Raw genomic sequence first — 21,408 nt, 5'->3', positions numbered from 1 at the left:
CGGACTCGTCGAGGTGCACGAGCACGGGAGGTCCGCGTGCCGGACCCGGGGGGAGCCTTCTCGGCTCCCGTGGTGCGATCAGCCCTCCACCGGGTCGCCCGTCCGTGAGTGGCCTGTGGCCGGTCCGGTGTTCACACCGGGGACCCTACTCGATCAGGTTTCCCCGCGGGCGGGTCACGCGGGGCCGGGCCGAGCCAGGCGAGGGCCGCGGTGGTGAGCGCCGTGACGCCGTCGGTGAGGGTGGGCCGCATCACGGGGGCGAAGAACGGCGAGTGGTTCTGCGGGATGTCCCGGCTCCTGGTGCCCGCGGCGTCAGCCTTCGCGTAGGTGCCGGGGTCGACGCCGCCGATGAGCCAGTAGCAGACGGGCACGTCCGCGCTGGTGCCGAGGACGCCGACGTCCTCGCTGCCGGAGGAGGCTCCGGGGTCGGTCAGCCTGTCGTGGCCGATCACGTCGCCGATGGCTGCCATGGTGCGGGCGCACGCCTCGTCGTCGTTGACCATCAGCGGGAAGGTGTGCAGGGTGCTGATCTCGGGATCCTGCTGCGCCCCGGCGACCGCCGCCTCGCCGCGGACGATCCGCTCCACCGCGTCCAGGACGGTCCGGCGGACCCGCGGTCCGTAGGTGCGGATGTTGAGCTGGAGCCGGGCCTCGTCCGGGATGATGTTGTCCTTGGTGCCGGCCTGCAGGGCGCCGACGGTGACCACGGCCCGGTCCATGGAGGCGATCTCGCGGGAGACCACGGTCTGCAACCGCATCACGGTGGAGGCCGCCATCACCACCGGGTCGATCGACGCCTCCGGCATGGAGGCGTGGGCTCCGCGCCCGAACATGCGCACCTGGAGCGCGTCGGTGGCGGCGAAGGCGAGTCCGGGGTGGCAGGCGACGGTGCCGGCCGGGAGCGCCATGACGTGCTGGCCGAGGACGACGTCGGGGGTGCCGAAGCGGCCGTACAGGTCGTCGTCGACCATCGCCTGGGCGCCCTGGCCGAGCTCCTCGGCCGGCTGGAACACGGCCAGCACGGTGCCGGACCACCGCTCGCGGGCGCCGGCCAGGAGTGCCATGGCGCCGGACAGGCAGGTGACGTGCACGTCGTGGCCGCACGCGTGCATCACGCCCTCGTTGACGGAGGCGTAGGGCAGCCCGGTCCGCTCGGTGACGGGCAGCGCGTCGAAGTCGGCGCGCAGGAGCACGGTCGGGCCCTCCCCGTTCACCAGCCTGGCCACGACGCCGGTCCGCCCGACGCCCTCGGTGACCTCGTACCCCAAGTCCCTTGCACGGCGGGCGACTTCGGCGGCCGTGCGGTGCTCCTCGAAGGACAGCTCGGGGTGGGCGTGCAGGTCCTGGTAGAGCGCTTCGAGGTCCTGGTTCAGGGTGGTGTTCAGGCCGGCCAGGACCTGCCGGGCGATGTCGTGTGCGGTCATCGTGATGCCCCTTCGGCCGGTGGAGGGCCGCCATGTCCGACGTAACCACACCCCTGGGCGCGCGGCAGGCCCGTGGGGCGCCACACCGAGCTGCTTGAAAGTTGTAGTAATGCTCTCGCGGGGTATAGCTTGAAGTTTCAAGTGATGTCGGGTCCCCATGCCCGGCGCCGCGAGACCCCGCGCCCCCACGAATCACGAGGAGTCCCCGCCTTGACCACTTCCGAAACCGCCCTGTCCCGCCCCGCCGTCGCGGCGGAGGCGGCCCCGGCGGCCCCCGCGCACGCGTACGACGCCGGCCTGCTCGTCCTGCGCCTGGTACTCGGGCTGACCATGGCCGCACACGGCACCCAGAAGCTGTTCGGCTGGTTCGGCGGAGGCGGTGTGGACGGCACCGGGCAGTTCTTCGCGGCCTCCGGCTACCCCTCGCCCAAGGCGTTCGCCGTCGTGGCCGGGCTCAGCGAGACCCTCGGCGGGCTCGGCCTGGTGCTCGGCCTGCTCACCCCGCTCGCCGCCGCGGCCGTCGCCGGCACGCTGGTCAACGCGATCTCCGTCAAGTGGGGTGGCGGCTTCTTCGCCCCGCAGGGCGTCGAGTACGAACTGCTCATCGCCGTCTCCGCGGTGGCCCTCGCCCTGACCGGCCCCGGCCGGATCGCCGTGGACCGGCTGCTGCCCGGGCTGCGCTCGCACCGCGTCACCCATGGTGTCGCCGCGATCGTGCTCGGCGCGGTGGTCGCCGGTGTCACGCTGCTGCTGCGTCACTGATGTCCGGCCCCGGACGGCGGACGGGTTGTCCCCGGTCCGCCGTCCGGGTCGCTGTCCGCCCTGTGGATCTCATTTGACATTAGAGAGCCTTATAGAAGATAAAGGTGACGCTTTGGCCATCAATTCACGCGGCGTGACATCTGCGGCGTGATGCCCACGAACGCTGCGCGAATGAGTCCTGACATGTCCCACCCCACCACCGACCAGCCCACAGCCGACCCCGCGGGGGAGTGGGACGCATGGCGGTCCGAGCGCCATCAGGCCCTCACCTCGCCGACGGGCAACCTCGCCCTCGTCGAGACCCGCTGGCTGCCGGCCGGTGAGCGCCCGGACGCCGAGGCCGCACGCGCGGGCCGGCCGCGGACGGTGACCGTGACCACGCTCAAGCGCACCGACCTCGTCACCGGCGAGCCCGAGCACGGCCTGCGCTTCTGGGACGCCGACTCGGACGCCGTCCGCCACTTCGCCCGCGTCGACGCGTTCCCCTACGACCCGGCCTGGGTGCTCGAGGCGACCTACACGCCCGTACCCGGCGCCCGGCGCGTGGCCTTCGAGCACATCCGGGACAACGGCGGCACCCGCGACCTCGTCGTCCCGGGCGACATCACGCTCAGCATCGACGGCCGCGAGTACACCCTCAGCGCCTTCGACGACGACGGCACCCTGCTGCTCGTCTTCGGCGACCCCACCAACGGTGACACCACCTACGGCGCCGGCCGCTTCCTCTTCGTGCGGCGCACCGAGGACGACGACCGCGTCCTGCTCGACTTCAACCGCGCCTTCGTGCCGCCCTGCGGATTCTCCGATCAGTACAACTGTCCGATGCCGCCGCGGCAGAACCGTTTCCACCTGCCCATTCAGGCCGGTGAGAAGCTCCCCGTCTTCCGCGGCGGCTTCCCCGCACAGCACTGATCACCCCGTAGCCTCCCGCACCCCCAGCACGAAAGCGCCCACAGCCATGAGCATCAAGAAGACGTCCCTGTACGCCACCGCCACCATCGCCGTCCTCGCCGTGACCCTGACCGCCTGCGGCGGCTCCGGCTCGGGCGGCAGCGCCTCCGGCGGCACCGCCGGCAAGGACGCCACCGTCAACGTCGGCTCCCTCTACGAGCCGCAGAACCTCGACAACACCGCGGGCGGCGGCCAGGGCGTCACCGAGGCCCTCAACGGCAACGTCTACGAAGGGCTGTTCAAGCTCACCGACGACGGCAAGGTCGAGAAGCTGCTCGCCACGGACTACAAGGTGAGCGGTGACGGACTCACCTACACCTTCACTCTGCGCGACGGCGTGAAGTTCCACAGCGGCAAGGCCCTCACCAGCGAGGACGTCAAGTACAGCCTGGAGAAGGTCATCGCGGACGACTCCCAGTCCGCCCGCAAGAACAACCTCCAGGTCATCAAGGACATCGCCACCCCCGACGCGCGGACCGTCAAGGTCACGCTGTCGACGAAGTCGATCTCCTTCGTCTACAACCTCTCCTACGTCTGGATCATCAACTCCCAGGCGAAGAACCTGAAGACGACCGAGGACGGCACCGGCCCGTACCAGCTCGGCAAGTGGACCCGGGGCTCCGCGCTGAGCCTGGACCGGTTCCCCGGCTACTGGGGCAAGGCGGCCACGAACAAGAAGGCCGTCTTCCACTACTACAAGGACGCGACCGCCCTCAACAACGCGCTGCTGACGGGCGCCGTCGACGTGGTCACCAGCGAGCAGTCGCCCGACGCCCTCGACCAGTTCAAGAGCAACCAGAACTACAAGGTCAACGACGGCGACTCGACCACCAAGCTGCTGCTCGCCTTCAACGACAAGGCCAAGCCGTTCACCGACGTCAAGGTGCGCCAGGCCGTGTCCGCCGCCATCGACGACAAGAAGCTCCTCGAATCCGTGTGGGGCGGCTACGGCAAGCTCATCGGCTCGATGGTGCCGCCCACCGACCCCTGGTACGAGGACCTCACCAAGGTCAACGCCTACGACCCGGCACGCGCCAAGAAGCTGCTCGCCGAGGCCGGCTACGCCAAGGGCTTCAGCTTCACCCTCGACACCCCGAACTACGACCCGCACCCCACCGCCGCGACCTTCATCAAGTCCGAACTCGCCAAGGTCGGCGTCAACGTGAAGATCAACACGATCACGCCGGACGAGTGGTACACGAAGGTCTACAAGAACCACGACTTCTCGGCCACTCTCCAGGAGCACGTCAACGACCGCGACCTCGTCTGGTACGGCAACCCCGACTTCTACTGGGGCTACGACAACAAGCAGGTCACGCAGTGGGTCGAGCAGGCCGAACAGGCCTCCACCACCGCCGAGCAGACCGAACTGCTGAAGAAGGTCAACCGCAGGACCGCCGAGGACGCGGCCAGCGACTGGCTGTACCTGTACCCGCAGATCGTCGTCGCGAGCAGCAAGCTGTCCGGCTACCCGCTCAACGGCCTCAACTCGCAGTTCTACGTCTACGACATCCAGAAGAAGGGCTGATGGCCCGCTATCTCCTGCGCCGCTTCGCCTTCCTCCTGGTGTCGCTGGCCCTGGCGAGCGTGGTGCTGTTCGTCCTGCTGCGCATGCTGCCCGGCGACCCGGCCAACGCACTCACCTCGGTGGGTGCGAGCCCGGAACAGATCGCCGCGGCACGGCACTCCATCGGGTCCGACAAGCCGCTGCCCGAGCAGTTCGTCCACTGGCTCGGGCAGTTGGCGAGCGGCGACCTCGGCACCTCCTTCGTCAGCTCGCTGCCCGTCGGACCCGAGGTCGCCTCCCGGCTGGGCGTCACCGTGCCACTGACCCTGGCCGCGTTCACCCTCGCCGTCGTCCTCGCCGTGCCCGCCGGGTTCGTCGCCGCGCACAAACGGCACACCTGGTACGGCGCACTGCTCAGCGGCGTGTCCCAACTGGGCATCGCGGTTCCGGTGTTCTGGCTCGGCATGATCCTCATCGCCGTGTTCGCCCTGAACGCCGGCTGGCTCCCGTCCGGCGGCTTCCCGCCGGACGGCTGGTCGGAGCCCGCCGAGGCGATCCGCTCCCTCGTCCTGCCGGTCGTCACCATCGCCCTGGTGATGAGCGCGTCCCTGATCCGCTACATCCGCTCCGCCACCCTCGACGTCCTCGGCAGCGACCATCTGCGCACCGCCCGAGCCCTGGGCTCGTCCTTCGGCCGGGCGATGTGGCGGCACGGACTGCGCAACGCCTCCGTGCCGGTCATCTCGATCCTCGGCATCGAACTCGCCTCGACCCTGCTCGGCGCGGTCGTCGTGGAATCGGTGTACGCGCTGCCCGGCCTCGGCTCCCTGCTCGCCACCGCCATCGCCCAGCACGACTACCCGGTCATCCAGGGCGTGCTGTTCGTCTCCACCCTCGCCGTGCTGCTCATCGGCTTCGTCGCCGACCTGGTCCAGCGGATCATCGACCCGCGTCTGCGTGGCCGACTCTCCGGAGGTGCCCGATGACCCGCGCGGACACACTGCCCACCGTCCGGCCGGAGAAGACGCCACCGGGCGGACGCCGCCCCCGGCGCTCGGCCACGCTCGTCGTCGGCTGCGTCCTCGCCGGCCTCATCGCGCTGCTCGCCCTGGTGTCCCTGTTCTGGCTGCCCTACTCCGCCGACGACACCTCCGGCGGGCGCCTCGCCGGCCCCGGGAACGGGCATCTGCTGGGCACCGACAAGCTCGGGCGCGACCTGTTCACCCAGGTCATGACCGGCTCACGGATCGCCGTCGAGGCGGGCCTCGGGTCGGTGCTCGTCGCCGCCGCGATCGGCGTCACCCTCGGGGTGCTCGCCGCGTTCGCGCAGGGCTGGCTCGACGACACGCTCTCGGCGTTCCTCGACATCCTCATCGCCTTCCCGACCCTGCTGCTCGCGATGCTCATCGTCGCCGCGCGCTCGGCGACCCTCGGCTCGGCCGTCCTCGCGATCGGCCTGGCGCAGAGCGCGGTCGTCGCCCGGCTCGTGCGCATCCTCGTCAAGCGCGTCCTCGCGCAGGACTACATCACCGCGGCCCGCACCTCCGGCACGTCCTGGCCCAGGACCGTCGTCGGCCATGTGATGCCCAACATCTGGCCCACCCTGGTGGTCAACCTGGCCCTCCAGTTCGGGCTCGCCGTGCTCGCCGAGGCCGGACTGTCCTACCTCGGGCTCGGAGCGCCCCCGCCGAACGCCTCGTGGGGCCGGATGCTCCAGGAGGCCCAGGCCACCTTCACCACCGCCCCGGCGGGCGCGCTCGCCCCCGGCATCCTGCTCGTCCTGCTCGTCATCGGCGTCAACCTCATCGCCGACGGCCTGCGCGACACCCTCGACCCGGCCACCCGCCGGAGGCGCGCGTGAACCTCCTCGACGTACGCGGACTGAGCGTCCGCACCAGCGACGGCCGCACCCTGGTCGACGACCTGTCCTTCACCGTGTCCGGCGGCGAACGCCTCGGCCTCATCGGCGAGTCCGGCTCCGGCAAGTCCCTCACCACGCTCGCCGTGCTCGGTCTGCTGCCCGACGGCATGACCGCCACCGGCAGCGTCGAACTCGCCGGCACCCAGGTGGTCGGCGCCCCCGAGAAGCGGCTCACCTCCCTGCGCGGCCGGGACGCGGCCGTCGTCTTCCAGGAGCCGCTCACCGCGCTCGACCCGCTGATGCGTGTGGGCCGCCAGATCGCCGAACCCCTCCGCAGGCGCACCGGCCTGAAGGGCAAGGACCTTCAGCAGGCGGTGGCGCGGACACTCGTCCAGGTCCGGCTGCCCGAACCCGAGCGCATCGCCCGTGCCTTCCCGCACGAGATCTCCGGCGGACAGCGTCAGCGCGTGGCCCTCGCCATGGCCCTGGCCTGCGAGCCGAAACTGCTCATCGCGGACGAGCCGACCACCGCCCTGGACGTGTCCGTCCAGGCCGAGATGCTGGAACTCATCGACACGCTGGTCCGGGAACGGGACATGGCGGTGCTGTTCGTCAGCCACGACCTCGCCGTGGTGGCCAAGGTGACCGACCGCGCCCTGGTGCTGAAGGACGGGCGGGCCGTGGAGGAGGGCCCGGTCGGGGCCATCGTCGGCACGCCCCGCGAGGACTACACCAAGGCCCTCGTCGCCAGCGCCCGGCGCCTGGAATCCGCCCTGGACCTGAGGAGCGCGCGATGACCCCCGTACTCGAACTGTCCGGCGTCGCGCTGCGCTACCGGGGCGCCGTCGGCAACGTGGTCGAGGACGTGTCGTTCGAGGTCGAGGCCGGACGCAGTCTCGCGCTCGTCGGCGAGTCCGGGGCCGGCAAGACCACGCTGCTGCGGCTGCTGCTGGGCCTCGCCCGCCCCACGGCCGGCCAGGTCCGCTTCGACGGGGCTGAGCTGTCCCCGCGGGACCGGGAACAGCTGCGCCGCTTCCGGCGCGGCGTCCAGTGCGTCTTCCAGGATCCGTACTCCTCGCTCGACCCGCGCCGCCGGGTCGGAGCCACCGTGGCCGAGCCGCTGCTCTCCCTCGGTATCGACAGCCGCGCCACGGCCCGGCCGAAGGTGGCCGCGGCCCTGGAACGGGTCGGCCTGCCCGCCGACGCGGCGGACCGCTACCCGCACGAGTTCTCCGGTGGCCAGCGCCAGCGGATCGCCATCGCCCGCGCCACCGTCTGCACCCCGCGGGTGCTGCTGGCCGACGAACCCGTGAGCGCGCTCGACGTCACCACCCGCGTGAAGGTCGTCGACCTGCTGGCCGAGCTCAAGCAGGAGCAGGGGCTGACCCTGGTGATGGTCTCCCACGACCTGTCGGTCGTCGCCTCCCTGTGCGAACGCACCGCCGTCCTGGAACGCGGCCGCATGGTCGAACACGGCGACACCGCCCAGGTCCTGACCCGGCCCGACCACCCGTACACCCGCCGCCTGCTCGACAGCGTGCCGCGCCTGCCGGCCTGAACCGCCGCCGCCTCCCCCGGCGCGGCGGCGGTTCTCCTCCGGCTCGCTCCCGGCCCTACCGCGCCGGTGTGTCGTACTCCGGGGTGATGGTGAGCAGTTCGGAGACGTCCGTGCCGACCGGTACCTCGCGCGGCGTGGTGCCGCGGGAGAAGAGGCGGGCGGCGTTCTCGCCGCCGATCACGGCGTGGGTTCCGGTCACGCGCAGCCAGGAGCCCTCGCGCAGACCGAGGACCGGCACGTCGTTCTCCTCGAGGAACTCCGTCAGGCGCTCCTCGCGGGTCTCGCCCTTGTGCGTGGAGCCCGGGTCGGGGTCCAGGTAGTGCGGGTTGATCTGGAACGGGACGAGACCCAGCGTCTCGAAGGACGGGGGCTGGACGATCGGCATGTCGTTGGTGGTGCGCAGCGTGGGCGCGGCCATGTTGGTGCCCGCGCTGGCGCCCATGTACGGCAGCCCGTCCCCGACCGCCTTGATCAGCGCCTCCCGCAGGCCCGTCCGGTACAGGGCGGTCAGCAGCCGGAAGGAGTTGCCGCCGCCGACGAACACGGCGTCCGCCTCGGCGAGCCGGCCCACCGGGTCACCGCCCTCGTGCACGCCGTGCACGTCGATGCCGGCCCCGGCGAGCGCGTCGCGCACCTTGGCCGTGTAGGCGTCGTGGTCGGCGAGCGCGTACGGCACGAACGCGAGCCGTGCCCGGTCCGGCAGGAACGCGGTCACGGTGTCGAGGGCGTGTTCCAGGTAACCGCGGCCGTACTGGGTGGAGTTGGACAGGAGCAGCAGGTTCAAGGGGTGTTCCTCACCATGGGGTCGATGCTTCAGGCCGTACGGCCGCGCGGGCGGCGGTGGCGCTGGGGCGGGTGGGTCAGCCGCTGCTCCAGCAGGCGGGCCGCCTTGCGCAGCGCGTCGAGCCGGTCCTCGGGACCGTCGGGGAAGCGCTCCCCGGCGGCCCCCAGGCTGAGACTGCCGTAGGGCTCGGCGCCGAGGAAGACCGGCACGGCGACGGTGCCGATGCCCGCGTCGTACTCGCCCACCGTCCACGCGTACCCCTGTGCCCGCACCTGACGGAACTCCCTTTCCAGCTGGTCGGGGTCGGTGACCGTGCGCTCCGTGAACCGGGCCATGGGCCGGCCGCGGAACAGCCGGTGGCGCTGCTCGTCGGGCAGGAACGCGTAGTACGACTTGCTGGTCGCCCCCGCGTGCGCCGGATACAGCTCGCCGACCAGAGGGTAGTACCGGAGCGGCCCCTCCTCGCCCTCGACCGCGGCCACGCACCGCATGTGGAAGCTGTCGGGCAGACAGAACAGGACCGTGTCCCCGGTCGCCGCGCGCAGCTCCTGGAGGACGGGCTCCGCGAGCAGTTCCAGCGAGCCGGATCGCTCCCAGAGGCGGCCGAGCCGCAGCGCGGCGGGACCGATCCGGTAGCGGCGGGTCGCCGGGTCCGACACCAGGAAGCCGCGCCCGGCCAGCGTGGACAGCAGCCGCTGCGCGACCGAGGTGTCCCAGCCGAACTCGGTGGCCACCTCCGTCACGCCCCAGTCGGGCCGGGTGCGCTCGAACGCCAGCAGCACCAGCAGGGCGCGGTCGACGGTCTGCAGCGCCCCGGCCGGGGTCTTCCGGTCGACGGGGATGTCAGGCACGGCAACTCCTCTCCGCATGACGTCCGCCAGGGACGTCCGTCCCTCCGCCCATCTCGCCATTCAGACCTGAATTGCAGATAACGGGAAACTGTTGCCAAGAAGGTTAACGGATCCCGAATCTTCTGTCAGCACCGCCCCAGGTGCGGATCAGGAGAAGCTGCACATGTTGAAGTACGTCCTGGACATCGTGGATCTGCTGGACGATCCGGATGCCGACGGGAAGCGAGTCGCCGCCTACCTCGACTCCGTGGCGGGCCCCGCCGGCTCCGGCACCCAGGTCACCACCGTCACCGGCGAGCGGGGCGCCACGGATTTCGTCCTCGTACGCGTGCCGGGCCGCGCCGGCCGCGGCCGCGGCGGCACCGCGCGCACCCTCGGCGTGGTCGGACGGCTCGGCGGCGTGGGCGCCCGTCCGGAGATCACCGGCCTGGTCTCCGACGCGGACGGCGCGATCGCCGCGATCGCCACCGCCGCCAAGCTGCTGGACATGCGCCGCCGCGGCGACGTGCTCGACGGCGACGTGATCGTGGCGACCCACATCTGCCCGAACGCCCCGACCGCACCGCACGACCCGGTGCCGTTCATGGACTCGCCGGTCGACATCGCCACCATGAACCGGCACGAGGTCACGGACGCGATGGAGGCGGTGCTCTCCATCGACACCACCAAGGGCAACCGGATCATCAACCACAAGGGCCTGGCCCTGTCGCCCACCGTCAAGGAGGGCTGGGTGCTCAAGGTCAGCGAGCAGCTGGGGGAGCTGCTGGCCGTGGTCACCGGTGAGCCGTTGGTCACGTACCCGGTGACCACGCAGGACATCACCCCGTACGGTAACGGTGTACACCACATCAATTCGATCCTTCAGCCGGCCACGGCGACGTCCGCCCCGGTCGTCGGCCTCGCGGTCACCTCGGCCGCGGCGGTGCCCGGCTGCCAGACGGGCGCGAGCCACGAGAGCGACATCGCGGCCGCCGCCCGGTTCGCCGTCGAGACCGCCAAGGCCTACGGCGGCGGACGCCTGGACTTCCACGACGACGTGGAGTTCGACCAGCTCGTGTCCCGTTACGGCTCGCTGGCACACCTGCAGACCCTCGGCCGCGCACCCAGGGAGTCGTGATCATGGCCGCACACAAGAACACCGCCACCGCCCAGGACGCCGCCGGCCACAGAGACCTGGGCAGCGACGACTACGCGCTCGCCCGTGTCCCGCGCAGCGAACGGCTCGGCTTCTGGACGATGCTGCTCCAGTGGCTCGCCCAGTCCGGATCGATCTCGCAGTTCACGCTCGGCGCCACCATCGGCGTCGGGATGTCCTTCGGCAACGCGCTTCTCGCCTTCACCCTCGGCGCCGTGATCCTGGAAGTCGTGATCTTCGCGATCGGCCTGGCCGGAATGCGCGAGGGCCTCGCGACCCCGCTGCTGACCCGCTGGGTCGGGTTCGGCCGCAACGGCTCGGCGCTGGTCAGCCTCGTCATCTCCATCAGCCTCGTCGGCTGGTTCGGAGTGCAGAACACGATCTTCGGCAACAGCGTCTCCGCGCTGGTCGGCGGCCCCGCGTGGCTGTGGTGCGTCGTCGCCGGCCTGGCCATCACGGTCCTGGTGGTCTTCGGCTTCCGCTACATGGCGGTCTTCGCGAAGATCGTCACCCCGCTGTTCTTCGCGATGGTCGCCTGGTCCGTCACCGACGCCCTGACCAAGCACTCCCTCTCGGACCTCGTCCACTCGCCGGCCCCCGGCCCGGCGATCCCGCTGTCGGTCGCCGCGACCGCCATCGCGGGCGGCTTCATGACCGGCGCGATCGTCGCGCCCGAGATGACCCGCTACAACAAGAAGGGCGCGCACGTCTTCGTGCAGAGCGCCTCATCCATGATCCTGTCCGAGTACATCGTCGGCATGACCGGTGTCCTGCTCGGTCATCTGGTGGGCAGCAACCAGGTCTCCCAGATCGTGCTCTCCACCTCCGGCGTCTTCGGTGTGCTGGTCGTCCTGATGTCCACGGCGAAGATCAACGACTGGAACCTGTACGGCTCCTCCCTCGGCGTCGTCAACTTCTTCCAGGTCGTCTTCCGCAAGCGCCTGCGCCGCGGCGCGGTCACCATCGTCCTCGGCCTCGCCGGCACCCTGCTGTCCGCGGTCGGCATCATGACCCACTTCACCGACTTCCTGTCGGTGCTCGGCGTGGCCATCCCGCCGGTCGGCGGCATCATCGTCGCCGAGTACTGGGTGGTGCGCCGCATGCGCGGACCGCTCGACGCCACCCGCGAGACGCAGACCCTGCCCGCCACCTCACCGGTCTGGGTACCGATGTCGCTGGTCATCTGGGCCGCGGCGTTCTGCGTCGGCAAGTTCTACGACGGCGGCATCCCCGTCCTCAACTCCCTGCTGACCGCCTTCGTCCTGTACAGCGTCCTCGGACTCGCCGGCTGGATCAGGACCTACGGCACCACCACCCTCGACGACGAGACCGCCGACGGCACCGGGCAGTCCCCGGCCGCCACCGGCACGGCCTCCGTAGGAGCCTCATGAGCACCACCCCCGCACTCGCCGCAGCCTCCGAGGAGGCGCAGCGCGAGGCCATCGAACTGTGCGCGGAGCTGATCCGCTTCGACACCTCCAACCCCACCAGCGACGAGCGCGCCTGCGCCGACCGGGTCGTCGAGCTGCTGGCCGAGGCCGGCATCGGCTCGGAACTGGTGGAGAGCGCGCCGGGCCGCGCCAACGTCGTCGCCCGCATCCCCGGCCGCGACCCGGACCGCGGGGCGCTGCTCGTCCACGGCCATCTGGACGTCGTACCGGCCGACCCGGACGAGTGGCAGGTCCCGCCGTTCTCCGGCGAGATCCGCGACGGCTACCTGTGGGGCCGGGGCGCCATCGACATGAAGGACACGGTGGCGGTCATGCTGGCCACCGCCCGGCACTTCGCCCGCACCGGCACCCGGCCGTCCCGCGACATCGTCCTGGCCTTCCTCGCCGACGAGGAGGCGGGCGGCAGGTACGGCGCGCACTGGCTGGTCGAGCACCGGCCCGAGCTGTTCGCCGGCGTCACCGAGGCGATCGGTGAGGGCGGCGGGTTCAGCTACGCGCTCGACGACACCCGGCGGCTGTACCCGATCGAGAACGCCCAGCGCGGCATGGCCTGGATGGAACTGACGGCCACCGGTCGCGCGGGCCACGGCTCCTCGCCGAACGACGAGAACGCGGTCACCGACCTCGCCGAGTCGCTCACCCGCATCGGCCGCCACACCTTCCCGATCCGCCTGATCGAGCCGGTGCGCGCGCTGCTCGCGGAGGCCGCGCGGCTCAAGGGCGTCGACGTCGACTTCGACGCCGAGGACCTCGACGCGGAACTCGCGAAGCTCGGGCCGGTCGCCGACTTCATGCAGGTGGTGCTGCGCAACTCCGCCAACCCCACCATGTTCTCGGCCGGTTACCAGACCAACGTGATCCCGGGCCGGGCCACCGCCCGCGTCGACGGGCGCTTCCTGCCCGGCCACGAGCAGGAACTCGTCGACACCATCGACAAGTTGCTCCTGCCGTCGGTCAGCCGGCAGTGGGTCAACCACGACATCGCCATGGAGACCACCTTCGACGGCCCTCTCGTGGACGCGATGTGCGCGGCCGTACGCGCGGAGGACCCCGACGGCCACCCGGTGCCGTACTGCAACCCGGGCGGCACCGACGCGAAGGCCTTCACGAAGCTCGGCATCCGCTGCTTCGGCTTCAAGGGCCTGAAACTGCCCCACGACCTCGACTACGGCCGCCTCTTCCACGGCGTGGACGAGCGAGTCCCCCTCGAAGGCCTCCGCTTCGGCGTCAGGGTGATGACCCGCCTGTGGCAGAACTGCTGACCGCCGCCCCCACCCTCGCCTCCGCGTCGTCCGCGGGGTGAGGGTACTCAGCCGGCCGGTGTGCCCTGGTGGAAGTACATGCGCCAGCCTGTCTCCGTCAGTCGCCACAGGGAGCTGCGCCATACGCGGCGGCCCTGGTTGTCGGCGAAGTAGGTGAGGTGGACGAGGCCCGGGGCGAGGACGGTTCCGGACATCTCGCTGACCTCGACCGGAGAGTCCGGGGAGACGGAGCCGCCGCTCGTCACCTCGAGGATCGACCGCGCGTCCCAGCGGCGTCCGGAGGCCCCGATCTCGGTGAACTCCGGGTCGAGCAGCTCCAGGACGCGGTCCGGACAGGCGCGCACCTCGGGATCGAGAAGCCGCAACTCTCCGTCGAGGGCCGCCCGCACGGCCTCTTCCCGCTCGTCACTCGTCATGCGGGGAACCCTACGCGTGGGCCCCGCCGGGAGCGAACTCCCGGCGGGGCCCACAGTGCGCCCGCGCGCGGCTCAACGCGCTTCCGCAGCCACCGGTTTGGGGATGAGGAACGATGTCACCACCGCGACGGCCATGATGACCGCGCCCGTGATCATCGCGGTGGTGTAGTCGCCGGTCGACGACGGATCCGCGGGGGCCGCCGCGGTCTTCACCGCGTACAGCACCGCGAAGCTCAGACCGGCGCCGAGGTTGAACGCGCCCGCGTTCAGACCGGGCAGGAACCCGGGGTTCTCACGCGGGGACAGCACGATGCCGAGCCCGTTGAGCACGATGTTCCCGATCCCCGCGTAGGTGATCCCCACCAGGATGGACGCCGTCAGCAGCAGGGCCCGCGAATGGCCGTGCAGCGTGAAGATCATCAGGACCACGGTCGCCGCGGCCCCGACGAGACCGATGCGCAGGATCCGGCCGTACCCGAAGGTGGCAGCCAGCCGGCCCGCGATCGGGCCCATGGCCAGTCCGGCCAGGGCGTACGGCGTGAGCGTCCACCACGCGGACTGCTGCGCGGACATCCCGAGTCCGGCCTGCGCGTCCTCGGCGAACGCCGGGATCAGCCCGTTCATGACGGCGAACACACCCGTCATGGTGAGCACCGTCGTGAGCAGGAGCGCCCACGTGGAGCGCTGCCGCAGATGATGCGTGGCGACCAGCGGATGCCCGCTGCGGTTCTCCGTGCGCCAGAACAGCGCGAAGGCCACCGCGGCGACGACCACGAGCAGGGCGACCAGCGGCCAGTCGGCCGCTGCGAGCTTGCCGGCCTCGTTCAGCGCGATGAGCAGTGAGCCCACCGAGACCACGAGCAGCAGGACGCCGGGCCAGTCCATGCGCTCGGCGACCGGCGCCCTGGACTCGCGGCTCATCAGCGCGACCATGGCCGTGGCGACCGCCGCGACGACGGCCATCGCCCAGAAGACCGACTGGAACCCGTGGTGGTCGGCGAGGTAGCCGCCCGCGAGGGAGTCGACACCCGCGACTCCGCCGTTGAAGGCGGTGATCACACCGAGCAGGGTGCCGTAGCGCTTGGGCTCGGGCACCTCCATCCGCAGCATGATCAGGCACAGCGGGACGACCGGGCCGCACACGCCCTGGATGACGCGCCCGGCGAACAGCACCGGCACGTTGTGCGCGAACGCGGCGACGACACAGCCGACCGCCATGAGGGCCAGCATGCCCGTGAGGACCTTGCGGCGGCCGACGACATCGCCCAGCCGCGGCAGGAACAGCGAGAACAGGGCCGCGGACGTGAAGAACGCGGTCTGCGTGAGCCCGATCTCGGCCGAGGTGGCGTGGAGGGCGCCCTCCATGCTCTTCAGCGCCGGGCTGATCATGCTGGCGTTGAGCTGGAACGCCACGCACGCGGCGAGCAGCGCGGTCAGCAGGACACCGATCCGGACGGGGGAGCCCTGCGCGGAACCGGGTGGCCTGCCGGTGGTGGAAACGCTGGGAGCGGTCATGCCTGGACGTCGCCGATCCGTTCGAGGGCGTCCACCACGAGGTTCCAGAACCGCTCGTGGTCGAGCTTCACCGCGACCTGGGTGTGGCAGTCGTCCGGGGCGGGCGCCCGGAAGTCGGCCACGGTCATGCCGAGGGTCAGGGTGCCGGTGAGCTCGATGTCCACGGGGGCCTTGCGCACCGTCATGACGTCGGGGTCGATGACGTAGGCGACCGCGCAGGGGTCGTGCACCGGCGGGAACTCGAAGCCCTGGGCCTGCTCGTACATCGCGCCGAAGAAGTCCAGCAGTTCCAGGACGAACTTGGCGGGCGCGGTGCCGACCGCGGCGATCTTCTCGGTGACGGCGGGTGTCGCGAGCGCCTGGTGCGTGAGGTCGAGACCGACCATGGTGACCGGCCAGCTCTCGTTGAAGACGATGTGCGCGGCCTCGGGGTCGATCTTGATGTTGAACTCGGCGACCGCGCTCCAGTTGCCCTCGTGGTAGCCGCCGCCCATCAGGACGACCTCGCGGACGCGGGAGGCGATGCGCGGCTCCTTGCGGACCGCCATCGCGATGTTGGTCAGACCGGCGGTCGGCACGATGGTGATCTCGCCCGGCTCGTGCGACATGACCGTGTCGATGATCAGGTCGACCGCGTGGCGGCGGTCCAGCTCCAGGGTCGGCTCGGGCAGCACGGGTCCGTCGAGTCCGGACTCGCCGTGGATGTCCGGCGCCGTCTCGATTTCGCGCACCAGAGGCCGGGGGCAGCCCGCGGCGAAGGGCACTCCGGTGATCCCGGCGATACGGGCCACGGACAGCGCGTTGCGGGTCACCTTCTCCAGCGTCTGGTTCCCGACCACAGTCGTGACCGCGACGAGCTCGATCTCGGGATTGCCGTGCGCCAGCAGCATGGCGATGGCGTCGTCGTGCCCGGGGTCGCAGTCGAGGATGATCTTTCTGGCCAACGGAGAGCCCCTTTGCTCGCATACCTGGGTGAAACCGATCTCCGGGGACGCCCAGGGGCGGCCGCGTCCGGAGGGCGCCGAGTGGTCCGGCGCCTGGGGAGACGTTAGGGAAAACGTTCTCCCGAACATTCGCCCATTCCTCACCAATATGTCAATGGACGTTACATCTTTCTCCCGCCCTCCCCTGATCCCGCAGCAGTCCGGGCGCAGGAGGCGGGTGATAACGTTCTCCGGCATCGGTGCTGGTCGGTGCCGGGGACCCGTGTGCCGACCAGGAATCCGAGCCGACAGAAGGGGGCGGAGTGCGGTGACCGAGGTGACATTGCGTGATGTGGCTCGCGCGTCCGGCTGCTCCGTCGCCACGGTGTCCCGCGTACTGGCCGGCACCCGTCCGGTGGGAGCGGAGACGGCACGCCGCGTTCGGGCCGCGGCTGAAAGCCTCGGCTATCGCCCCAACCAGGTCGCCCGCGCCCTGCGCAGCCGCTCCACCGGCACCATCGGCCTGGTGCTGCCGCAGATCACGAACCCCTTCTTCCCCTCCCTCGTGCGTGAGGTGGAGCACGCCCTGCACGCCGGGGGCCGCGCCCTGCTGCTCGCCGACTGCGACGACGACCCGCGGATCGAGGCGGCCCGGATCACCGCCCTGCTGGACCGGCAGGTGGACGCGCTGCTGGTCATCCCCGTCGACGAGGCACACAGCCGCGCGGCCGTCGAACTCGCCGCAACCCGTGTCCCGTTGGTCCTCCTCGATCGCTCCTGCGGTCCCGGCGTCGCCGACTCGGTGGCCGTCGACAACGCCGCCGGCATGGCCCTCGTCCTGCAGCACCTGACCCGCACCGGGCGCCGCCGCTTCTGCTTCCTCGGCGCCGCCGGGACCGCCTCGACCGCCGTCGAACGGCGCATGGCCTACGCGGCGGGTGTCGCCGCCCTGGACCCGCTCGCCCCCGAACGCTCCGAACTCGGCGACTTCTCCGTGGAATGGGGACGGGCCGCGGTCGACCGGATCTGGCCGGCCCGCCCGGACGCCATCGTCTGCGCCAACGACCTCATCGCGGTCGGAGCGGTGCAACGCCTCGGACAACTCGGCGTCGACGTCCCCGGCGAGGTCGCCGTCACCGGCTTCGACGACATCCCCATGGCGAGCCTCGCCGAACCCAACCTGACCACGGTCCGTCAGCCGGCCGCCGAGGTCGCGGCCGAGGCGCTCCGGCTCCTTGCCCAGCGGCTCGACGGCGGGGGAGCCGAGGCGTACCGGGCCGTCCGCCTCTCACCCGAACTCGTCGTCCGCGCCTCCAGCGCCCCCGGCGCCGCCGCCCCCACGACCGTCCCCGGCAGCAGAACCCCAGAGGAACACCAGTGATCGCAGTCGTCGGAAGCCTCAACCTCGATCTCGTCGCACCCGTTCCCCGGCATCCGGTGCCGGGGGAGACCGTGCTCGGCGGGGACATCGTCGAGCACCCCGGCGGCAAGGGGGCCAACCAGGCGGTCGCCGCGGCCCGGCTCGGCGGGCAGGTCGCCCTGATCGGCCGGGTCGGCGAGGACGACGCCGCCGACGTGATGGCCGCCGCGGCCTGCGCCGAGGGCGTGGACACCACCCACCTGACCCGCACCCCCGGCGTGCCCACCGGGCGCGCGCTGATCGCCGTCAACCCCTCGGGCGAGAACTCCATCATCGTCAGCCCCGGCGCCAACTCCCGCCTGACCGCCGCCGACTGCCGGGCCGCCGCCGACGTGCTGAGCCGGGCCGAGGTCACGGTCCTCCAGCAGGAGGTCCCCGACGAGGCCAATCACGCGGCCGCCGAGCTGGCCGGCGGCATCGTCGTGTACAACCCGGCACCCGCCGTCGAGGGCGCCGTCCCGCCCCGCCACGTCGACGTGCTGGTCCCCAACCGCACCGAGTTGGCCGCCCTCACCGGCACCCCGGTACCGGACACGATGGACGAGGTCGCCGCCGCCGCGGGCAAACTCCGCGGAGCGGGCGCGGTCATCGTCACCCTCGGCGGTGACGGCGTGCTCCTCCTGGAGGGCACCGCGCGACTGCACGTCCCGGCCTACACGGTCGGGCCGGTCGACACCACGGCGGCCGGCGACTGCTTCTGCGGCGCGCTCGCCGTCGCCCTCGCCGAGGGCCGCACCCTGGAACAGGCCGCCCGCTGGGCCTGCGCCGCGGCGGCACTCAGCACCACCCGCCCCGGCGCCCAGCCGTCACTGCCCCACCGCGACGAGGTGGAGGCGTTCCTCAAGAGCTGAAAACGCTCGGCGATCGAGGATTGTCGTTGGGAGATGCCCGACCTCAACGCGACGGTCAGGGGTCCGTTGCGGGACATCGGCACCGCTCCGCGCCCGCTGGGCTTCCGCAGTTCCGGCGGCGTCTGGCGACCGACCACCCCGGACGGCGTCGCGGAGTCCAGAAACAGGGGCCGCGCGTCTTGGCCCCCCGCGAGAAGTCGTCCTGCCTCAACACGGCCGTGGTGCCGAACGCGTTGTCGCGGTGGGAGAAGGCGGACCCGACGCCGCCGGCAGGGCGAGACAGTGCGACGGCATCCGACTCCTCGAAAGACGGATCGAGTCCTTTTGTCCCGGCCACGCTGACCGGGGCTTCACCGACCGGCCGCCAGGGACCTGGTGCAGATCCATGCTGTTGATGCTCCGCCGGACGCGGTTGCCCGGGAAGGTGCACACCGAGTCGGCGCGGCGAACGGGACGCGGTGAAACAGGTCGAAGCGGGGGCGCACAGAAGTATTTATGTTGATATCAAATACTTCATGTCTACCTGTCGTCGAGTCCGGTCCTGCTCGTCTAATTAGGCGGAGGCAAGGCGATTTCGCTCCTCGCACGTGCCCGTCGGCCCTTCGCTGCACTGCTCGTTCCGTGCCTTCGACGGCGTGGCACGTCTTCCCGAAGCCCCTCCCAGGGGCTCACCACCGGTAGGTGCATGATGGACGAACCAGCAAACCCGACCGTAGAACCGCCAGTCCTGGCTGCCGTATCGCAGGCTGCCGTCATCTCCCGGGCCGTGCAAACGGTTCCGGTGGGAATCAAGCCACTGGGGTTGGGGATGGGCCCCCTCGGGCTGCATGCGTATGTGACCAACAGCGGATCCGGCACCACCTCCGTGGTGGATATCGGACAACTCGTCGTCAGTACTGCCCTGGCCCCTTACAGCGCCCCCGCCGGGGTGGGGGTCAGTCCGGACAGCAGTCTCATCTATGTGGCGGAAAACGGCGCGAACGCTCTCAGCACCGCAGAGCAGCAGACACTGACCGTCCTCTCCAAGATCGAGGTGGGAAGCGCTCCTTTCGGGATCGCCGTGAGCCCGGCCGGGATCCGCGTATACGTCGCCGACCAGGGATCGGACAGTCTCACCGTGGTAGACACGTTCAACAACTCCATCCTCACGACCATTCCGGTCGGCGCCGGCCCCACCGGGGTCGCGGTCTCCCCCACCGGGGGACAGGTGTACGTGACGAACCACGACGACAACACCCTCAGCGTGATCGACACAGCCACCTTCACCGTGGTGGCAACCATCCCCGGCCTTTCCGCGCCCGTCGGCGTAGCAGCCAGCACGGACACCCTCCACCTCTATGCCGCCAACAGCGGCGCGAACACCCTCAGCGTCATCGACACCGCCAGCCAGACGATCACCACCACCATCCCCGTGGGCACCACTCCCTGGGGCGTGGCGATCACCCCGGACAGCAGCGAGGTGTACGTGAGCAACAATGGCTCCGACACCGTCAGCATCATCGACGCCACCACGGGCACGGTCACCGACACCATTGCCGTCGGCCACCAGCCCGCCGGAATCGCCGTCACCCCCAACGGGCTGGCCGTCTTCGTGGCCAACTCCGGATCCAACAGCGTCAGCGTCATCCAAGCCCTGTACAAAATGGCTCCCACTCTGGGCCCCCAGTCCGGCGGCACCAAGGTGACGATCACCGGCACCAACCTGTCCGGGGTCACCGCGGTGCAATTCGGCACCAGCTCCGCCGCCGTCATCGCCAACACGCCCAACAAGGTCGTCGCGTCGTCTCCACCCGGCTCCGGCACCGCTCCGGTCACCGTCACCACCGCAGGCGGCACCAGCAACCCCAAGCCCTTCCAGTACTACCCCAGCGGTCACGCCTCCTCCCTCAGCCCCGCCGCCGGTCCGACAGCAGGCAGGAACATCGTCACCATCAACGGCGCCCTCCTGGCCACCGCCACCCAAGTACTGTTCGGCACCCTGCTGGCCGTTCCCCAAGTCGTCTCCGACCAGCAGCTGACCGTCGACGTGCCACCCGCCGCCTCCCCTGGCACCGTTCCCGTCTCCATCACCACCGCCGGCGGCCTGACCACCGGAAGGCTCAGCTACACCTATGTCGACCCACCACAGTTCGGAGGCCTGAGCGCCACCAGCGGCCCGGTAGCCGGCGGGACTGTCGTCGACCTCACCGGCAAGAACCTGACGACCACCGCCGCCGTCTCGTTCAACGGCGTCTTCGCCCAGTTCAGCATCGGGTCCGATACCGTCCTGGCCGCCATCGTTCCCCCTGGCTCCGCCCCCGGCCCCGTCGACGTCACCGTTACCACGGCGGGCGGCTCCGCCACCCTTCCCGACGCCTACACCTACACCTGATCATCCACTGCACGACGCACTCCCGTACCAGGACATCGCCGGTGCCCGGTAGCAGAGAACTTCGGTCGGGCAATGCCGAGTTGACCCGGCGAATGGAGAGGACTGAGCCTTCGCCAACCTGAAGCCGCAGGTCAAAGGGCTGGTGTGACCGGTCCCCGGGGTACTCGTGCTGGTCGTGGGCGGAAGTCAGTGACCTTTGTGCAGGGGCGCGGGCTTCGGCAGTCTCCTGCCGGGAGCATCCGGCATGAGGAGGACGCTCCGGGGGTGTCGCTCCCCTGTGGGGTTCGTGTCACCCCGGCGGCCCCGTATCTCATCGAGGACTTCGGGTAGGGCCCTTCTGTGGGCCAGGGCGGTGCCGGCACTCGC

At 70.8% G+C, this 21,408-nt stretch carries 19 protein-coding genes; 13 read left to right on the top strand and 6 right to left on the bottom strand.

The genetic code is table 11. From position 1 onward, the window contains the following. Positions 1-131: 131 nt before the first annotated feature. Entirely contained in the window at positions 132-1,424 is a 1,293-nt protein-coding gene (locus tag ACIP4X_RS18900) for an amidohydrolase (RefSeq protein WP_391455578.1), read from the bottom strand. Between the two features lie 210 nt (positions 1,425-1,634). Here ACIP4X_RS18900 and ACIP4X_RS18895 point away from each other — a divergent pair, with 210 nt between their 5' ends. The 7 genes from ACIP4X_RS18895 to ACIP4X_RS18865 all read left to right on the top strand — a co-directional run bounded on the left by ACIP4X_RS18895 (position 1,635) and on the right by ACIP4X_RS18865 (position 8,063). Further along, the gene (locus ACIP4X_RS18895) at positions 1,635-2,186 is read left to right on the top strand and encodes a DoxX family protein (RefSeq protein WP_358734143.1); all 552 of its coding nucleotides are present in this window, start codon (positions 1,635-1,637) and stop codon (positions 2,184-2,186) included. Between the two features lie 183 nt (positions 2,187-2,369). Continuing rightward, a complete protein-coding gene (locus ACIP4X_RS18890) occupies positions 2,370-3,098 on the top strand; it encodes a DUF1684 domain-containing protein (RefSeq protein WP_401349498.1) in 729 nt (242 codons plus the stop codon). Positions 3,099-3,144: 46 nt separating this feature from the next. After that, complete coding sequence (locus ACIP4X_RS18885; protein WP_358734146.1) at positions 3,145-4,665, top strand: ABC transporter substrate-binding protein; 1,521 nt, start codon at positions 3,145-3,147, stop codon at positions 4,663-4,665. Next, the gene (locus tag ACIP4X_RS18880; RefSeq protein ID WP_391455584.1) at positions 4,665-5,630 is read left to right on the top strand and encodes an ABC transporter permease subunit; all 966 of its coding nucleotides are present in this window, start codon (positions 4,665-4,667) and stop codon (positions 5,628-5,630) included. The genes ACIP4X_RS18885 and ACIP4X_RS18880 overlap by 1 nt, the downstream gene beginning before the upstream one ends. Next, positions 5,627-6,505, top strand: a complete 879-nt coding sequence (locus ACIP4X_RS18875) for an ABC transporter permease (RefSeq protein WP_358734149.1) — start codon at positions 5,627-5,629, stop codon at positions 6,503-6,505. Before ACIP4X_RS18880 ends, ACIP4X_RS18875 begins: the two co-directional genes overlap by 4 nt. Continuing rightward, a complete protein-coding gene (locus tag ACIP4X_RS18870) occupies positions 6,502-7,302 on the top strand; it encodes an ATP-binding cassette domain-containing protein (protein WP_391455588.1) in 801 nt (266 codons plus the stop codon). The genes ACIP4X_RS18875 and ACIP4X_RS18870 overlap by 4 nt, the downstream gene beginning before the upstream one ends. Beyond that, positions 7,299-8,063, top strand: a complete 765-nt coding sequence (locus tag ACIP4X_RS18865) for an ATP-binding cassette domain-containing protein (RefSeq protein ID WP_391455590.1) — start codon at positions 7,299-7,301, stop codon at positions 8,061-8,063. The genes ACIP4X_RS18870 and ACIP4X_RS18865 overlap by 4 nt, the downstream gene beginning before the upstream one ends. A 55-nt stretch (positions 8,064-8,118) precedes the next feature. On the opposite strand, the gene pepE is transcribed toward ACIP4X_RS18865, so the two are convergent. Further along, positions 8,119-8,847 carry a dipeptidase PepE gene (gene pepE, locus ACIP4X_RS18860; RefSeq protein WP_391455592.1) on the bottom strand — a complete coding sequence of 243 codons (729 nt, stop codon included), beginning with the start codon at positions 8,845-8,847 and terminating at the stop codon, positions 8,119-8,121. Between the two features lie 29 nt (positions 8,848-8,876). Next, positions 8,877-9,716 (bottom strand): IclR family transcriptional regulator, encoded by an 840-nt coding sequence (locus tag ACIP4X_RS18855; protein ID WP_358734154.1) that lies wholly within the window; start codon positions 9,714-9,716, stop codon positions 8,877-8,879. A 145-nt stretch (positions 9,717-9,861) separates the two neighbouring features. Between ACIP4X_RS18855 and ACIP4X_RS18850 the strand changes: the two genes are divergently transcribed. The 3 genes from ACIP4X_RS18850 to ACIP4X_RS18840 are packed head-to-tail and all read left to right on the top strand — an operon-like array spanning position 9,862 to position 13,546. Further along, positions 9,862-10,815: a DUF1177 domain-containing protein gene (locus ACIP4X_RS18850; RefSeq protein WP_358734155.1), complete on the top strand. Its 954-nt coding sequence runs from the start codon at positions 9,862-9,864 to the stop codon at positions 10,813-10,815. Between the two features lie 2 nt (positions 10,816-10,817). After that, positions 10,818-12,224, top strand: a complete 1,407-nt coding sequence (locus ACIP4X_RS18845) for a cytosine permease (protein WP_401349490.1) — start codon at positions 10,818-10,820, stop codon at positions 12,222-12,224. Further along, on the top strand, positions 12,221-13,546 hold the full coding sequence (locus ACIP4X_RS18840; RefSeq protein ID WP_391455597.1) for a M20/M25/M40 family metallo-hydrolase: 1,326 nt from the start codon (positions 12,221-12,223) through the stop codon (positions 13,544-13,546). The genes ACIP4X_RS18845 and ACIP4X_RS18840 overlap by 4 nt, the downstream gene beginning before the upstream one ends. A gap of 47 nt (positions 13,547-13,593) precedes the next feature. On the opposite strand, the gene ACIP4X_RS18835 is transcribed toward ACIP4X_RS18840, so the two are convergent. From ACIP4X_RS18835 to ACIP4X_RS18825, 3 genes are all read right to left on the bottom strand, one after another. Then, complete coding sequence (locus ACIP4X_RS18835) at positions 13,594-13,962, bottom strand: DUF4440 domain-containing protein (protein ID WP_401349486.1); 369 nt, start codon at positions 13,960-13,962, stop codon at positions 13,594-13,596. Between the two features lie 72 nt (positions 13,963-14,034). Further along, a complete protein-coding gene (locus ACIP4X_RS18830) occupies positions 14,035-15,477 on the bottom strand; it encodes an MFS transporter (RefSeq protein ID WP_401349483.1) in 1,443 nt (480 codons plus the stop codon). Continuing rightward, a complete protein-coding gene (locus ACIP4X_RS18825) occupies positions 15,474-16,421 on the bottom strand; it encodes a nucleoside hydrolase (protein WP_358734164.1) in 948 nt (315 codons plus the stop codon). The genes ACIP4X_RS18830 and ACIP4X_RS18825 overlap by 4 nt, the downstream gene beginning before the upstream one ends. Before the next feature lie 331 nt (positions 16,422-16,752). Between ACIP4X_RS18825 and ACIP4X_RS18820 the strand changes: the two genes are divergently transcribed. From ACIP4X_RS18820 to ACIP4X_RS18810, 3 genes are all read left to right on the top strand, one after another. Continuing rightward, the gene (locus ACIP4X_RS18820) at positions 16,753-17,781 is read left to right on the top strand and encodes a LacI family DNA-binding transcriptional regulator (RefSeq protein ID WP_401349478.1); all 1,029 of its coding nucleotides are present in this window, start codon (positions 16,753-16,755) and stop codon (positions 17,779-17,781) included. Next, the gene (gene rbsK / locus ACIP4X_RS18815; protein WP_358734168.1) at positions 17,778-18,671 is read left to right on the top strand and encodes a ribokinase; all 894 of its coding nucleotides are present in this window, start codon (positions 17,778-17,780) and stop codon (positions 18,669-18,671) included. The genes ACIP4X_RS18820 and rbsK overlap by 4 nt, the downstream gene beginning before the upstream one ends. A gap of 685 nt (positions 18,672-19,356) precedes the next feature. Further along, on the top strand, positions 19,357-21,042 hold the full coding sequence (locus ACIP4X_RS18810) for an IPT/TIG domain-containing protein (RefSeq protein ID WP_358734170.1): 1,686 nt from the start codon (positions 19,357-19,359) through the stop codon (positions 21,040-21,042). The last annotated feature ends 366 nt before the right edge of the window (positions 21,043-21,408 follow it).

Origin of the sequence: Streptomyces sp. NPDC088817 (assembly GCF_044750345.1) — a bacterium.
Lineage (GTDB): Bacteria > Actinomycetota > Actinomycetes > Streptomycetales > Streptomycetaceae > Streptomyces.
Note: the sequence above shows the minus strand (reverse complement) of the source record. Positions and strands in the feature narration are given on the sequence as shown.

What these genes read in the sequence shown, in the direction of transcription:
- ACIP4X_RS18900 (WP_391455578.1), bottom strand. Translation starts at nt 1,424, where the DNA reads ATGACCGCACACGACATCGCCCGGCAGGTCCTGGCCGGCCTGAACACC.
- ACIP4X_RS18890 (WP_401349498.1), top strand. Translation starts at nt 2,370, where the DNA reads ATGTCCCACCCCACCACCGACCAGCCCACAGCCGACCCCGCGGGGGAG.
- ACIP4X_RS18885 (WP_358734146.1), top strand. Translation starts at nt 3,145, where the DNA reads ATGAGCATCAAGAAGACGTCCCTGTACGCCACCGCCACCATCGCCGTC.
- ACIP4X_RS18880 (WP_391455584.1), top strand. Translation starts at nt 4,665, where the DNA reads ATGGCCCGCTATCTCCTGCGCCGCTTCGCCTTCCTCCTGGTGTCGCTG.
- ACIP4X_RS18875 (WP_358734149.1), top strand. Translation starts at nt 5,627, where the DNA reads ATGACCCGCGCGGACACACTGCCCACCGTCCGGCCGGAGAAGACGCCA.
- ACIP4X_RS18865 (WP_391455590.1), top strand. Translation starts at nt 7,299, where the DNA reads ATGACCCCCGTACTCGAACTGTCCGGCGTCGCGCTGCGCTACCGGGGC.
- ACIP4X_RS18855 (WP_358734154.1), bottom strand. Translation starts at nt 9,716, where the DNA reads ATGCGGAGAGGAGTTGCCGTGCCTGACATCCCCGTCGACCGGAAGACC.
- ACIP4X_RS18850 (WP_358734155.1), top strand. Translation starts at nt 9,862, where the DNA reads ATGTTGAAGTACGTCCTGGACATCGTGGATCTGCTGGACGATCCGGAT.
- ACIP4X_RS18845 (WP_401349490.1), top strand. Translation starts at nt 10,818, where the DNA reads ATGGCCGCACACAAGAACACCGCCACCGCCCAGGACGCCGCCGGCCAC.
- ACIP4X_RS18840 (WP_391455597.1), top strand. Translation starts at nt 12,221, where the DNA reads ATGAGCACCACCCCCGCACTCGCCGCAGCCTCCGAGGAGGCGCAGCGC.
- ACIP4X_RS18835 (WP_401349486.1), bottom strand. Translation starts at nt 13,962, where the DNA reads ATGACGAGTGACGAGCGGGAAGAGGCCGTGCGGGCGGCCCTCGACGGA.
- ACIP4X_RS18830 (WP_401349483.1), bottom strand. Translation starts at nt 15,477, where the DNA reads ATGACCGCTCCCAGCGTTTCCACCACCGGCAGGCCACCCGGTTCCGCG.
- ACIP4X_RS18810 (WP_358734170.1), top strand. Translation starts at nt 19,357, where the DNA reads ATGATGGACGAACCAGCAAACCCGACCGTAGAACCGCCAGTCCTGGCT.